Annotated in this window: 14 protein-coding genes; 8 read left to right on the top strand and 6 right to left on the bottom strand. The window is 70.6% G+C overall.

The features are described 5' to 3' along the window. The first annotated feature begins 162 nt into the window (after window positions 1-162). From AMYNI_RS0118725 to AMYNI_RS47280, 5 genes are all read left to right on the top strand, one after another. Complete coding sequence (locus tag AMYNI_RS0118725; RefSeq protein ID WP_040405814.1) at window positions 163-1,377, top strand: L,D-transpeptidase; 1,215 nt, start codon at window positions 163-165, stop codon at window positions 1,375-1,377. Further along, window positions 1,377-2,210: a helix-turn-helix transcriptional regulator gene (locus AMYNI_RS0118720; protein WP_020669568.1), complete on the top strand. Its 834-nt coding sequence runs from the start codon at window positions 1,377-1,379 to the stop codon at window positions 2,208-2,210. Before AMYNI_RS0118725 ends, AMYNI_RS0118720 begins: the two co-directional genes overlap by 1 nt. A 111-nt stretch (window positions 2,211-2,321) precedes the next feature. Further along, window positions 2,322-2,648, top strand: coding sequence for a hypothetical protein (locus tag AMYNI_RS0118715; RefSeq protein WP_020669567.1), 327 nt, complete (start codon window positions 2,322-2,324; stop codon window positions 2,646-2,648). Between the two features lie 4 nt (window positions 2,649-2,652). Beyond that, on the top strand, window positions 2,653-3,210 hold the full coding sequence (locus tag AMYNI_RS0118710; protein ID WP_020669566.1) for a SigE family RNA polymerase sigma factor: 558 nt from the start codon (window positions 2,653-2,655) through the stop codon (window positions 3,208-3,210). Between the two features lie 4 nt (window positions 3,211-3,214). Continuing rightward, window positions 3,215-3,709 carry a hypothetical protein gene (locus tag AMYNI_RS47280; protein WP_020669565.1) on the top strand — a complete coding sequence of 165 codons (495 nt, stop codon included), beginning with the start codon at window positions 3,215-3,217 and terminating at the stop codon, window positions 3,707-3,709. A 3-nt stretch (window positions 3,710-3,712) separates the two neighbouring features. Here the strand turns inward: AMYNI_RS47280 and AMYNI_RS0118700 are convergent, their stop codons facing one another. From AMYNI_RS0118700 to AMYNI_RS0118680, 5 genes are read right to left on the bottom strand one after another with little or no spacing between them, the layout of a single operon-like run. Beyond that, window positions 3,713-4,195, bottom strand: a complete 483-nt coding sequence (locus tag AMYNI_RS0118700) for a hypothetical protein (RefSeq protein WP_245573948.1) — start codon at window positions 4,193-4,195, stop codon at window positions 3,713-3,715. A gap of 44 nt (window positions 4,196-4,239) precedes the next feature. After that, a complete protein-coding gene (locus AMYNI_RS0118695; RefSeq protein WP_020669563.1) occupies window positions 4,240-5,001 on the bottom strand; it encodes a hypothetical protein in 762 nt (253 codons plus the stop codon). Beyond that, entirely contained in the window at window positions 4,991-5,293 is a 303-nt protein-coding gene (locus tag AMYNI_RS0118690; protein ID WP_020669562.1) for a hypothetical protein, read from the bottom strand. The genes AMYNI_RS0118695 and AMYNI_RS0118690 overlap by 11 nt, the downstream gene beginning before the upstream one ends. Further along, entirely contained in the window at window positions 5,290-6,441 is a 1,152-nt protein-coding gene (locus AMYNI_RS0118685) for a WXG100 family type VII secretion target (RefSeq protein ID WP_020669561.1), read from the bottom strand. Before AMYNI_RS0118685 ends, AMYNI_RS0118690 begins: the two co-directional genes overlap by 4 nt. Window positions 6,442-6,447: 6 nt before the next feature. Continuing rightward, window positions 6,448-6,930: a hypothetical protein gene (locus AMYNI_RS0118680; protein WP_020669560.1), complete on the bottom strand. Its 483-nt coding sequence runs from the start codon at window positions 6,928-6,930 to the stop codon at window positions 6,448-6,450. 384 nt (window positions 6,931-7,314) lie between these two features. On the opposite strand from AMYNI_RS0118680, the gene AMYNI_RS0118675 reads away from it, so the two are divergent. From AMYNI_RS0118675 to AMYNI_RS0118665, 3 genes are all read left to right on the top strand, one after another. Continuing rightward, the gene (locus AMYNI_RS0118675; protein ID WP_020669559.1) at window positions 7,315-8,706 is read left to right on the top strand and encodes an MFS transporter; all 1,392 of its coding nucleotides are present in this window, start codon (window positions 7,315-7,317) and stop codon (window positions 8,704-8,706) included. 86 nt (window positions 8,707-8,792) lie between these two features. After that, entirely contained in the window at window positions 8,793-9,371 is a 579-nt protein-coding gene (locus AMYNI_RS0118670; RefSeq protein WP_020669558.1) for a PaaI family thioesterase, read from the top strand. Then, the gene (locus AMYNI_RS0118665; RefSeq protein ID WP_020669557.1) at window positions 9,371-10,627 is read left to right on the top strand and encodes a metallophosphoesterase; all 1,257 of its coding nucleotides are present in this window, start codon (window positions 9,371-9,373) and stop codon (window positions 10,625-10,627) included. Before AMYNI_RS0118670 ends, AMYNI_RS0118665 begins: the two co-directional genes overlap by 1 nt. A gap of 61 nt (window positions 10,628-10,688) precedes the next feature. Here AMYNI_RS0118665 and AMYNI_RS0118660 read toward each other — a convergent pair whose 3' ends face one another. Continuing rightward, the gene (locus AMYNI_RS0118660; RefSeq protein WP_026360631.1) at window positions 10,689-13,292 is read right to left on the bottom strand and encodes a serine/threonine-protein kinase; all 2,604 of its coding nucleotides are present in this window, start codon (window positions 13,290-13,292) and stop codon (window positions 10,689-10,691) included. Window positions 13,293-13,307: the final 15 nt, after the last annotated feature.

Genomic DNA, 13,307 nt, shown 5'->3' with positions numbered 1-13,307 from the left:
CTCTGTCGCTCGCGCCGGCCGACCCTCGGACCTGGTCCGAACGGGATGTGTCAACACCATGATCCACCCGCCTTCGCGTGATATTCGTCACGTTGCACCGGATCAACGTCCTGGAGACGCCAGGCGTCACTTGTGGGGACAGGGGAGTAAGGGGACAGACAGGTGACAGGACTGAACACCAAAATCCGCGGCAGGCGAAGCGCCTTGCTGTTCGGGCTGGTCATGAGCGCGGCCATCGGGCTGAGCGCCTGCACGAGCACACCGGACACGTCCGCGGCGGGGGAATCAGGGCAGGGCCCGGCAGGCGGGCATTCCGGGCAGACCGCGGCGGCCAAGCTCGTCGCACAGCCATCGGACGGCGCGAAGGACGTGGCACCGGGCGAACCGGTGCGCGTCTCGGTCACCGACGGCACCATCGGGTCGGTCAGCCTGACCAACCCGGAGGGAAAACAGGTACAGGGCCAGGTTTCCGAGGACAAGCGCAGCTGGACGACCACCGAGCCGCTCGGCTACGGGAAGAGCTACAGCTGGCAGGGGAACGCGGTCGGCAGCGACGGCAAGCAGGTGCCGCTGGCCGGCTCGTTCACCACGGTCACGCCGAAGAAGCAGCTCGAGGGCAAGCTCAACGTCGGCGACGACCAGACCTACGGCATCGCGATGCCGATCGCGCTGACCTTCACCGCCAAGGTCACCGACAAGGCCGCGGTGGAAAAGGCGATCTCGGTGGAGACCACACCGAAGACCGAGGGATCCTGGGCCTGGCTCGAAGGCGACACCTCCGTGCACTGGCGGCCGAAGGAGTACTACCAGCCGGGCACGCAGGTGAAGGTGAACGCCAAGCTGTACGGGGTGAAGCTCGGCGAAGGCGTCTACGGCAAGCAGGACGTATCGTCGAACTTCCAGATCGGCCGCGCGCAGCTGGTCAAGGGCAACACCCAGCAGCACCGGATGCAGGTGATCCGGGACGGCCAGCAGATCGCCGACTACCCGGTCAGCTACGGACTCGACTCCGATCCGGGCCGGGTCACCAAGAGCGGGACGCATGTGGTGATGTCCAAGCACCCCACCTATTCGATGAGCAACCCGCGCTACAACTACACCGACGTGAACGTGCCGTGGGCGGTCCGGATCTCCAACAACGGCGAGTTCATCCACGGCCTTTCCGCCTCGATCTGGGCACAGGGCAAGAAGAACATCTCGCACGGCTGCCTGAACCTGTCGCCGAAGAACGCCAAGGAGTACTTCGACGGCGTGCTCCCCGGTGACCCGGTGGAGATCGAGGGCAGCACCCAGAAGCTGGGGCCGAACGACCACGACTACGCGGACTGGACCTACTCCTGGGAGGAGTGGACCGCCAAGTCGGCGCTGAACAGCTGATGACGGAAGCGAACGACCAGGAAGTCGCCAGTGGCTTCCTGGTCGTTCGCGCATCCGGGGCCAGTGCCGCGGTGCGGGCGATGGGCGGCGGCAGTGCCGGCGGCGAGCCGGAACGGCTGCAGCTGCTGATGCGCTGCCTGGTTCCCGGCGCGGTGCGCGAAACCGGCTCCACGCTGAGCTTTCCGGACTGCACCCTGCACGTGCTGCCGGTGTCCAAAAGGGACGACGGCCAGGACGCGTCGCGCGGGCGGCGCGGGGTGGTGATGCTGACCGTCGCCACCTCCGCGCTTTCGGTCTCCTTCACCGAGCTGCGGCCGCTGATGTTCCAGCCGGTGGAGGTGGACCCGGCGCTGCGCGGGTTGTTCGCCGGCGCGATCGCGCACCTGCTGGCCGCTGCCGGGACGCTGGACCCGCACGGCGTCGCGCACCACCTGCTCGGCCTGGCGGAACTGGTGCTGCGCAGCGCGCTGCGGGCCGAGCTGGACCGGGTGGACCTGATGGCGTCGCGTCGGCGCGACGCCATCGAGTACATCAGGGCGCACCTCGGTGAACCCGGCCTCGGCGCGGACCGGATCGCGGACGCGCTGTTCATCTCGCGGCGGCGGCTGTACCAGCTCTTCGACGACGGCGACGGGGTTTCCGGGCGGATCCGGGCGCTGCGCGTGGCCCGCGCCAAGGCACTGCTCGGCGACCCGGCGAAGGCGGCGCACGGAATCGCCGAGATCGCCAGGCAGTGCGGATTCGGCAACGCCGCGCACTTCTCCCGGACCTTCCGCAAGGTGGTCGGCCGGACCCCGCGCGAGTACCGGGACGAGCGGCTCGGTGCGGGATGAGACTTCTCGAAGCGCCGGCAAAATTCGGTGCAACCCGGGGCGAGGGCACGCGCATGTCTAACGGCACAGGCGTCACCGCAAGGGGGTGGCGCCGGCGACCTAGGAGAACTATTGCGTACTCGAATCGCACTGTGGGCCGGTGCCCTGCTGCTGGCGGGCGGCGCCATGACCGGGACCGCGCTGGCCACCTCGAACCCGGCCCCGCCGCAGCCCGCTCCCGCGCAGGCGACCTCGACCCCGCCGGTACCGCAGCCGACGTCGGCCCCGCCCTCCGCGGAACCGACCAGGACGACCGCGCCCGCCGAACGGCCGTCAGTCACCCAGGCGCCGAAGCCGACCGCCGCACCGGCGGGTCCGGACGGCAAGGTCAGGGTGCCGGGCAAGGTGCCGGCCGGCCCGACCGGCGACCTGCACCTGCCGAGCATCGGCGGCAACTGACCGGGTGAAGCAAGAGCGCGCGCCGAAGACCGGGCCGAGCTCGCCGTGGGACGGCGAGTTCGCCCGGTACTTCGGCGAGCGCGCACACTCCCTGCGCGCCACCGCGTTCCTGCTCTGCGGGGACTGGCACCACGCGGAGGACATCACCCAGCAGTCGCTGCTCAAGCTGTACCTGGCCTGGCCGCGGCTGTCACGGCACGACGCGCTGGACGCCTACGCCCGCAAGATCGTGCTGCGCACCTTTCTCGCCGAGCGCCGGCGGCCGTGGCGGCGGCGGGAGAACCTCACCGAACTGCCGCCGGAGACCGCGGGCGACGACGGGGAGCACGGTTCGGAGCAGCGGATGCTGGTGCTGCACGCGCTGCGTGCGGTGCCGCCGAAACAACGTGCGGTGCTGGTGCTGCGTTACTGGAACGATCTGAGCGTGGAGGAGACTGCGGCCGCGCTCGGCTGTTCCACCGGGACGGTGAAAAGCCAGAGCACGCGTGGCCTCACCACCCTGCGGCAACGGCTGGGGCCGCATTTCAGCGAACTGTTCACGACCGCGCAAGGAGGGAGGTGACATCGTGACCGGTAAGGAAACCGAGGACATCAAGGACTTGTTCGCCGGCACCGGCGTGGAGCACGGCCCGCCGCTGGCCCTGTCCGCGGAGGACATCCTGCGCCGTGGCGGCCGGATCCGGCGGCGGCGCAAGCTGCTCGCCGCGGCCGGCAGCGCGACCGCGACGGCCGGCGTGATCGTCGCGATCGCGCTCGGCCTGCCGCAGCGCCAGCTCGCGCCTCCGCCGGTGGAGCCGGCGGCACCGCCGCCCGCGGTCGAGCTGACGAGCACGCCACCGCCCACCCCCACTTCAAGCCTCCCGTCACCTTCGGCCGAGCCGGGCAGCGAGGTCACCACGCGACCCCGTGAAACCAGCAACAACACGCGAAAGCCCTCGATGAGCCCGAAACCGCCCACGCAGCAGCCGACCGCCTCGGTCCCGGGCACACACGCGCCAGCTCCGCAGGGCACCACGGTGCCGGTACCACCGAACAGCGGGCCGATGACGAGCACGAACTAAGAGTCAGCCGAATTCGACCCCGGCCACCAGGGTGCCGACCAGGCCGGACAGCTCCAGCCAGCCGCGGCCGGTCGGTGAGTGCAGGGTGAACACCGCGATCCTGGGCGCGCCGGGGTCGACCACGACCGCCTGCAGCTGCGCGCCGGTGGACCGGCCGGTCACCAGAATCCGTTCCGCGACCACCACCGGATAGCCGGTGGCGGTGCGCGCTTCGGTCACCTCGCGGATATCCGGCCCGTCCCCGAGGTGGTAGCGCAGTTCGGCGGCGGCTTCGAGATCCATCGGGCGGTCCACCGCGACCACCGCGGCGACCAGGATCGCCGGGTCGGCGGCGACGTGTTCGGCCACCGCGACCAGCCCGGCCCGATGCTGGTGGGCCAGCTCGGCCGCTTCCACGGCGGCCAGTTCGAGCCCGGGGTCGCGGGCCGCGTCCGCGCCCCGCAACCGGCCGAGCAGTTCGGTCAACTCGGCCGTGGTGCGCTCCACCGAATCCAGCGAAACCGGTGTGACACCCGGAACCGCGGGCAGCCTCACCGGCCACCGTCGGCGACCGCCGCGGCGAACGCACTCGCGCCACCAGGCGGCGGGACCGTGAACGGCGACGGTGACCCCGTCCACCGGTGCAGCGGGCTGAGCAGGGTGGCCAGCCCGGCGCCCAGTGCGGCGGAATCCCGCAAAGCACCGGTCTGCGGCCGGAAACGGGTGCTGGCCGATGCGGGCTCGGTACCGTCCACAAAGGATCGAAGCAGGGCGGTCACCCGTTCCGCCTCGGTGCGGTGGCGATGCCGCAGCTGCCTGGCTTCGTCCAGCAGCCGGTCCAGCTCGGCGGTCAGCGTGCTGTGCCGGCGGCGTGCCGCGGCCAGTTCGTGCTCGGCATCGGCCTTGGCCTGGCCGGTGGAGAACTCGGCCTCGGTGGCGGCCCGCTCCATCGCGTCCGACTCGTCCCGGACCTGGCCGCGCAGCTCGACGGCGCGCCGGTCCAGTTCCTCCGCGGTGCGCCGGCCCGCCGCCAGCGTGCCGGCCCAGTCGTCCAGGACGCCCGCCGCGGCGACGAGTTCGGCACGGGTGGCGGCCAGCGCGTCCGGGCCCCCGGCCAGCCTTTCGGCGTAGGCGGCCGCGCCCGCACCGGTCCAGCCCGACGGCGGGCGCCCGGCCCGGCGCAGGTCCTCCTCCGCCGCCTCGGCGTGCCCGGCGGCTTCGGTGAACCGACTGCTCACGTCCGCGACCGCGTCCGGGTCGCCGGGCACCGGGTCGAAACCGAGGCCGCGATAGTCACGGTGGTCAGCGGTCATCTTGCAGCCGCCGCAGTTCCGCTTCCCCGCTCTCGTCCACCACCTGGTAGTGGTGCCGGGCGGCGCGCAGGCCGGCCGAAGCGGAGTCCACATCGGACCGCACGGCGGTGACCCGCGCGGACCACCGGTGGCTCAGCGTGTCCACCTCTTCGACCAGCTCGGCCGGGCCGAGGGCGGGATCGCGCTCGGTTTCCAGCAACGGCGGGATGGGCGTCAGCCGTTCGGTCGCGTCGTCCAGCAAGCGGGCCGCCTCGGCCATGCCGGGCAGATCGGCGCGATAACCGTCGCTCATTGGCCGAACACCGGCGGGTAGGCGGGGGGCAGGTCGTCCATCAGGTCAAGGCCCAACTCGTAGCGGTTCTTGTGCTCGGTGTCCTCGCTGTTCTCCCCGCGGGCACCGGCCATCGGCGGGTACATGCCGAACGGCGTGCCGGCCCCGCCCCGCGCGCCCGCGGCGGCCGCCGCGCCACCGGCCGCGGCCGGGGAACCCGGCAGCCCCGAGCCGCTTCCCCCACCGGGAGTTGCGATGCCGGGGGTGGCGACGCCGGGACCACCGGGATGGCCGGCACCAGGTGCCCCGTAGCCGGGGGTACCGGGTACGCCGGAAACACCGCCATGACCGGGTCCGGCCCCGCCCGGAAGCTGACCGGCACCGGCGACCACCGGACCGGCAGCCGCCGACGTGGTGGTCTCATCGGCGCCAGGCGGCTCCGTCGCCGCCGCGGCGAACGGTCGTACCGCCGACGACGAACCGTCCGCGGTCACCACCGGTGCGTCGGTGAAGCCCGGCAGCTTGGTCTGCACGCCCTTGCTGGCCGACTCGTAGGTGTCCATCACCTGCACGGCTTCGGCCTTCGCGCGGGTGGCCTGCTGCTTGGACGGCAGGTGGTCGTCGAGCAGCTGGTCCATCATGTACGCGCCGTTCCGCCCCTCCAGCGCACTGACGTCGTACCCCTCGCGGAACCAGCGTTCGAGGTAGGGGTGCACCGGCTCGGGGATCTTGCGCTGGGCCTCGGCCACCGCGGAGGTGTAGTCGTCGAGGCCGTCACCGATCTTCCGCGCGGTCTGGCTCGCGTCACTGGCCCAGGTGGTCAGCTTGGTGGTGGACTCTGCTGCGCGGACCGCGGAGCCGCCGCGCCAGGACAGCAGCAGCTCCTGGCAGGTGGCCCTGACCCCGGCGGTCGCGGCGTCCACATTGGCGGCCAGGGTGGCCCAGCGGTGGGCGCGCTCGCCCATTGCGGCCGGCTCCGCCGACTTGATCATGTCCCAGAGCTGGCGGTGGTCGTAGGCCGACCAGTTGATCTTGCCGAACGCGCTGTCCCGGAGGTTGTCCCGCTGACGACGTCGCTGCCGGGCACGCTTGCGGCGCTGCCGCCTTGTCAACGGGTGGTCGTCGTGGTACTGCCGCTTCTTACGATGCTCGTCGTAGGCCAGCGCCATGGTCGTTCACTCCGCTTGCTGGTGGGATCCGCGGCGCCGCAGGGTATCCGCGGCGTCATCGTCGAAGTTCTGGTGGGTCGAGCCCACCTCCTGGATGGCTTCGCGCAGCGCGGACAGCTCGGCGAGATAAGCCACCAGAGTCGCCTGTACGCCACCTTCGTGCGCACCGGCGCGCTTGTTGAACGAGCGGCCCATCGGGCCGGCGACCGGGCTCTTCCCGTCGTACAGCTTGCCTTCCAGCTCCCGCGCCTGGCCCAGATAGCCGACCAGCTCGTCGTAGTGCTCGGCGAGCTTGGCCTCGGCCGCCTTGAGCGCGTCCAGGTCGAGGTCGATGCCGTCCTTGTCCTCGGCCAGCACCCCCGCCGAGCCGGCCCCGGTCGGCGCCGCCACATCACTGGCATGCCGGACCGGCTCCTTGTCACCGTGCTCCTGCGCGGCGTACTTCTTTCGCAGGGCGGCAGCTTCGGTCTTGCTACGCACCGTGTCCACGCCGGTTCCTCCTCCCCTGGCGAGCGGGCGTCCCTATCTTGCCCGCACGAACGCGACAAGACCAGCATGACCCGATTACTCCGTGTTGACGCCCTCGGCTGCTCAGACGGACACTAGCTGCGCACTGCCAGACAAGGCCGGTACCGGACAGGGCCGCGACACGCGCCCGGAATGTCTGAGTTTTCGCGGGTAACCGGAAATTTTCCGACACCAGCATCTACCTGCGAAAATGTCACCCAAACGGGCTAGCAGCGCCCTTCTGCGGCCGCCGCAGGATTGGACAACGCTTCGGAAACCCCTACGGTCAGGGGATCATTCAGGGGGCAGGGCAGCTACCAGGCACAGCCGCGGGCACCGATGCGGCTGTGGGCAGGAGGGCAGGCAATGGCTGAAGAAGCAGTGCTCGCAGAAGGCGACGCACCCAAGGAAGCCCAACCGGAGCAGATTCGCAAAGCGGTCGCCGGGGCGGCAATGGGTAACTGCATCGAGTGGTACGACTTCGGCGTGTTCGGCTTCATGCCGGCGATTCTCGGCCAAGTCTTCTTCAACGCGGCGAGCACTTCCGAAGGCGCGCTGGCCACTTTCGCGGTACTCGCCATCACCTTCGTGGTGCGGCCGTTCGGCAGCTTCGTGTTCGGGCCACTCGGAGACAAGCTCGGCCGCCAGAAGATACTGGCGCTGACCATCATCCTGATGTCCGGCTCCACGTTCATCATCGGCCTGCTGCCGTCCTACGCGACCATCGGGCCGGCGTCCGCGGTGCTGCTAATCCTGCTCCGCGCGATCCAGGGATTCTCCGCCGGTGGGGAGTACGGCGGCGCGGCCACCTTCATCGCGGAGTACGCGCCGGACCGGAAACGTGGCTTCTGGGGTAGCTGGCTGGAGTTCGGCACCCTGGTCGGTTTCGCCATGGGCGCCGGGTTCGTCACCCTGTTCACGGTCATCTTCGGCGAAGAGGCGATGCACTCCTGGGGCTGGCGGCTGCCGTTCCTGATCGCCGGGCCGCTGGGCATCGTCGGGCTGTGGCTGCGGTCCAGGCTCGAGGACACTCCGCTGTTCGTCGAGTTGGAGCAGAAGAAAAAGGTGGAGCAGGCCCCGCTGCGGGCGCTGCTCAGCAAGCACTGGACCTCGATCCTGCACCTGATCGGCATCGTGATCATGCTGAACGTGGCCGACTACATCGTGATCACCTATCTCGAGACGTACCTCAAGGACGTCATCGGCTTCACCGGGCACACGCCGCTGCTGATCATCCTGGCCACCATCGTGCTGATGCTGGTGCTGATCGTGCCGGTCGGCTCGCTGTCCGACCGGATAGGCCGAAAACCGATCCTGATCGTCTGCTGCGCGTGTTTCCTGGCGCTGCCCATCCCGGCGTTCACGATCATGGGCGCGGCCGCGGACGACCGGAACGGGCTGCAGCTCGGACTCGGCGTGGCGATGATCGCCATCCCGCTGGTGCTGATCCTGGCCGTGCTGGCGGCGACCCTGCCGGCGATGTTCCCCACCCAGGAGCGCTACAGCGGTTTCTCCATCGGCTACAGCGTGTCGACCGCGCTGTTCGGCGGTACCGCGTCCTACATCATCGGCAGCCTGGTGGACAGCACCGGGAACAACCTGTGGCCGGCGTACTACCTGATGGGCTCGGCCGCGATCGCGGCGATCCCGATCCTGCTGCTGCCGGAAACGGCCGGGGTGTCGCTGCGCGGCATCGTCAACTCGCGGATCGCCAGGCGCCGTCCGCAGGCGGCGAAGCCCAAGCCCGCCACCGGCTAGCGCGAAGCTGAGAGTCCCTTAAGGCCCCCATTGCTACCTTCAAGGTCGCAATGGGGGCCTTGAGGTCTTTGGGTTAGCGTTGAAAGGTGAACAAGATCGCGCAACCGTGGCCACCGGTGGACACCGAGCCCGCGGTGCCCCACGAAAAGGCCCCTCAGCCAGGTAGCGAACTGGGCGTCCACTATGCGGAGTGCTTCGGCTGCGGCGACGAGCTGGACGCAGGTCTGCACATGCGCTCCACCGTGGGCGAAGAGCTCACGGTGCGTTCCCGGTTCACCGTCACCTCCGCGCATCAGGGCGCGCCAGGGCTGGCCCACGGCGGCCTGCTGGCCTGCGCCTTCGACGAGGCGCTCGGTTCCGCGGTGGGCAACCTGCTGCGCAAACCGGCGGTGACCGGGAAGCTCGAAACGGACTTCCGCCGCCCGGTCCCGGTCGGCTCCACGCTGTACATCACCGCGAAGCTGGACGGCGTCGCCGGGCGCAAGATCTACGCCAGCGCGGACGGCAGGCTGGACGCGGAGGACGGGCCGATCGCGGTGCGTGCCCGTGCGCTGTTCGTGATCGTCGGTTTCGAACATTTCACCGAGCACGGCCACCCGGACGCGCTGGAACGGTTCGCCGCGGCCAGACGGGCCGAAAAGAAAGATTGGGACATTAACCCCTGATGCCGTTCTACCACGTTCCCTACGCGATCATCTTCACGCTGCTGCACTGGTACATCTGGAAAAGGCTGATCAAGGACAGCACCAGGCCGGGCCGGCTGCGCCAGGTGCTCACCGTGCTCTGGATCGTGCTGGACCTGTTCATGGTGGCCGCGCTGCTGCTGGGCACCTTCGTCCCGCCGTCGATCGGGCAGTGGTTCGCCTGGCCGGGCTGGATCTGGTTCGGGCTGTTCGTCTACATCCTGCTCACCGCGCTGGTGCTGGAGATCCCGCGGCTCGCCCTGCTGGGCTGGATCCGCCGGGACCCGAAGTTCCCGCCGCCGCCCAAGAAGAAGAAAAAGAAGAAGACGGCCCCCGAAGACGTCGACAACACCGAAGAACCGGCCGACGAACCCGCCGCGGAACCCGCCGAGCCGCCGCGCGGGGTGTCGCGCCGGATGCTGCTGGCCAGGGGCACCGCGGCGATCGTCGGGGTCACCGCGGTCGGCGCGGTCGGCTACGGCGTGCCCACCGCGATGGGCGCCCCCGACATCAAGCAGGTGCGGATCGCGCTGCGGCGGCTGGACCCGCGGGCAGCGGGCTGCCGGATCGCGCTGGTCAGCGACATCCACCTGAGCGCACTGCTCGGCCGCTCGTTCACCCAGCGGGTGGTGGACACGATCAACTCGCAGCGGCCGGACCTGATCGCCGTCTGCGGCGACCTGATGGACGGCAGCCTGCAGAACCTGGCCGCGGCGACCGAGCCGCTGCGCGAGCTGCGCGCCACCCAGGGTTCGTTCTACGTGACCGGAAACCACGAGTACTACTACGCCTACGCGGAATGGATCGACCACGTGCGCACGCTGGGCATCCGCCCGCTGCTCAACGAGCGGGTGACCATCACGCACAACGGCGGCGCCTTCGAGCTGGCCGGGCTGACCGACCCGGAGGCCGAGCGCGCCGAAGCCGAGCAGCCGGACGTGGCGAAGGCCCTGCGGGGCTGGGACCGTCAGCGCTCCGTGGTGATGCTCTCGCACCAGCCGCGGAACCTGGACGAGGCGCGGGCCGAGGGCGTGGACCTGGTGCTCTCCGGGCACACCCACGGCGGTCAGCTCTGGCCGTTCACCGCCATCGTGTCCGGCACCCAGGTGTCGGTGACCGGCCTGTCCCAGCACGGCGACACGCAGCTCTACATCACCAACGGCGCCGGCTTCTGGGGTCCGCCGGTGCGGGTCGGCGCCCGCCCGGACATCACCATCGTCGAACTCGCCACCGCCTGAGCAAGTCCCTTAAGGCCACCATAGGGGCGTTCAACGCCCTCATGGTGGCCTTAAGGGGCGATCAGGTGAGGGTGCGGGGGCGGATGGCGTTGGCGCGGTCGACCAGCTCGATGCGCTGCTCGACGGAACCGGCCAGCCTGGCCAGCGCGCGGTAGCAGCGCTCCAGGCCGAAGCGCAGGTCACGCTCGGCCAGTGCGCAGCCGAGCACCGTGGCGCCCTTGGCCTGCTCGGCGCGGGCGGCGTCCTCACGCACCCAGTCGTGCGCCGCCTCGAGCACCTCGGCGGAAAGCCTGGTCCGGCGTTCCGCGTCCAGGGCGAGCCGCTCCAGCTTGGCCGCGGCGTCCACCAGGTCGCCCTGCAGGACCGCGGTCGGCTCCCGCCCGGTGGCCCGTGTCTTGATCTTGATCGCGGCCACCTGCGCGGCAACGTGGTGACTGGACGACGGCGAGACCGACTCCAGCACCTCGATCGCCGAGTTCCGCGCGCCCTGCGCCAGATACACCCTGGCCAGGCCGAAGGCGGCGCTCACGTAGCTGTGGTCGATCCGCCAGACCAGCTCGTAGAACCTGGCCGCGCCGAAGTAGTCCCCGACGCCCTCCGCGCTGACCGCCAGCGCCAGCTTCGGCGCGATCTCGCCGGGCAGCTCGTCGTAGGCCGACTCGAAGGCCACATGCGCCACCCGCGCCCGGCCGCCGGCCAGCTCGATCAGCCCGCGGAACCAGTCGATCCGCCAGTCGTGCGGGAACCCGGCCCTGATCGCCAGGTACTGCGCGGCCTGCAGCTGCCGGTTCGCCTCGGCCAGCTCGCCGAGGTCGATCCGCGCGCGGACGATCCGCAGCCGCACCTCGATGGACTCGCGCGGCGCGCCGGCCAGCGCCTCGATGGTGCCGCGCGGGTCGGTGGAGGTGGTGGTGGCGAGCACGCCGGCGGCCGGGTCACCGGTGTCCACCTGCGGCACCGGCAGCCCGGACACCACCTCGTTCACGTCCGGCAGCGGCACGCTCTGCCCGGGATCGGGCACCACCATGTCCACGCCGAAGGTGTTCGTCTCCGGCCCGAACACGGTGGACGCGCCGGGCCGCGGCTTGCCGGTGCCCAGCGCCATGATCTCGCGCAGCACCCCGGTGAGCTGGTCGGCCATGTCCTCCGCGGAGATGAACCGGCGATCCGGGTCCTGATGCGTCGCGCGCTTGAGAAACCGGTGGTACGAAGGGAAAAGCGCGAACAGCGGCACGTCTTCGGCGCTGGGCAGGCTGGTTTTGTACTTGGTCGTGTAGCCGGTGAACTCGAAGCTGAGCACGGCCAGCGTGCGGCCGACGGTGTACAGGTCCGACGCCACCGAGGCGCCCTGCTTGGGCAGTTCCGGCGCGCTGTAGCCGGTGGTGAAGAACAGCGGGCTCTCGTAGTCGTCGGTCCGCCGGACCGCGCCGAGGTCGATCAGCTTGAGCTGCTCGTGCGTCTGGATCACGTTGTCCGGCTTGAGGTCGCAGTACAGCAGGCCCTGGCCGTGCAGGTAGCCGAGCGCGGGCAGGATCTCCAGGCCGTACGCGATCACCTGGCCGATCGGCAGCGGTTCGGGGCGGCCGGTGGCCCGGTGGTGCGCCAGCGCGAGCTGCCGCAGCGATTGGCCGCCGACGTACTCCATCACGATGTAGCCGACCGAGCTGCCGGTCCGCGCGTCCGGATGCTGCACGAAGTTGTGGATCTTGACGATGTTCGGGTGCTCGACCTCGGCCAGGAACCGCTGCTCGTTGGCCGCGGCCGCCATCGCGGTGGAGTCCCCGGTGTCGATCAGTCCTTTGAGGACCACCCAGCGGTCGCTGACGTTGTGGTCCTGTGCCAGGTAGATCCAGCCGAGCCCGCCGTAGGCCAGCGCGCCGAGCACCTCGTACTGGCCGCCGAGCACCTCTTTCGGGCGCAGCTTCGGCACGAAGGAGAACGGGGTGCCGCAGTTCGCGCAGGTCCCCTCCGGCGAGCCGGGCCTGCCGTCAGTGCCGCGGCCGACCTTGGCGCTGCAGTTGCCGCAGAAGCGTTTCTCCTCCGCGACCACCGGGTTGGTCAGTACCGCGGACGTCGGGTCGCGATAGGGCACCTGCGGCACGTCGACCAGTCCGGCGCCCAGCCTGCCGCGGCGCGACCTGCGCGAGGACGTCCGCCGGGAGGTGCCGGGGAACGCGCCGGAACCGGTGCCCGGCCCGCTGCCGGGACCGCTGCCCGAGCCCGAGCCGGTGTGCCTGCCGTCGCTGGTCCGCTCGGGCAGCACGCTTTCCGTGCCGGGGTCCGGCAACGGCACCCCGGGCCCCGGCTCCACCCGCGGGGTCGGCGGCTGGATGCTCTGCGTGGCCGGGGCGCGCGCGGCGAGCACGCTGGTCGGCTGCGCGGCGGGCGGTGGCGGGCCGGCCGGGCGGCGCATCGGCGGGCGCTGCTGAGGTTGCTGCTGCTGAGGCTGCCGGGGTGGCTGCTGTGGTTGTTGTTGCTGTTGCTGGGGTTGCGGTGGTTGCTGGGGTTGCTGCTGCCGGGGTGGCCGGTCCGGCGGCAGCGAGCCGGACAGCACCTCCGGCGACCTGCTCCAGCCGCTTCCGGTCTCCTCCGACAGCGCTCCGGGACCAGCGTCGGGCTCGTCCTCCGGTGCGCGGTGCCGAGGACGGCGTGACTCATCCGACACGGCTGCCTCCCGAGC

This window comes from Amycolatopsis nigrescens CSC17Ta-90, from assembly GCF_000384315.1.
Classification (GTDB): Bacteria; Actinomycetota; Actinomycetes; order Mycobacteriales; family Pseudonocardiaceae; genus Amycolatopsis; species Amycolatopsis nigrescens.
This window is presented reverse-complemented; position numbering and strand designations above follow the sequence as displayed.

Excerpts from the sequence above, each read along its gene's own strand:
- AMYNI_RS0118720 (WP_020669568.1), top strand. The coding sequence starts at position 1,377 with ATGACGGAAGCGAACGACCAGGAAGTCGCCAGTGGCTTCCTGGTCGTT.
- AMYNI_RS0118695 (WP_020669563.1), bottom strand. The coding sequence starts at position 5,001 with ATGACCGCTGACCACCGTGACTATCGCGGCCTCGGTTTCGACCCGGTG.
- AMYNI_RS0118690 (WP_020669562.1), bottom strand. The coding sequence starts at position 5,293 with ATGAGCGACGGTTATCGCGCCGATCTGCCCGGCATGGCCGAGGCGGCC.
- AMYNI_RS0118685 (WP_020669561.1), bottom strand. The coding sequence starts at position 6,441 with ATGGCGCTGGCCTACGACGAGCATCGTAAGAAGCGGCAGTACCACGAC.
- AMYNI_RS0118675 (WP_020669559.1), top strand. The coding sequence starts at position 7,315 with ATGGCTGAAGAAGCAGTGCTCGCAGAAGGCGACGCACCCAAGGAAGCC.
- AMYNI_RS0118665 (WP_020669557.1), top strand. The coding sequence starts at position 9,371 with ATGCCGTTCTACCACGTTCCCTACGCGATCATCTTCACGCTGCTGCAC.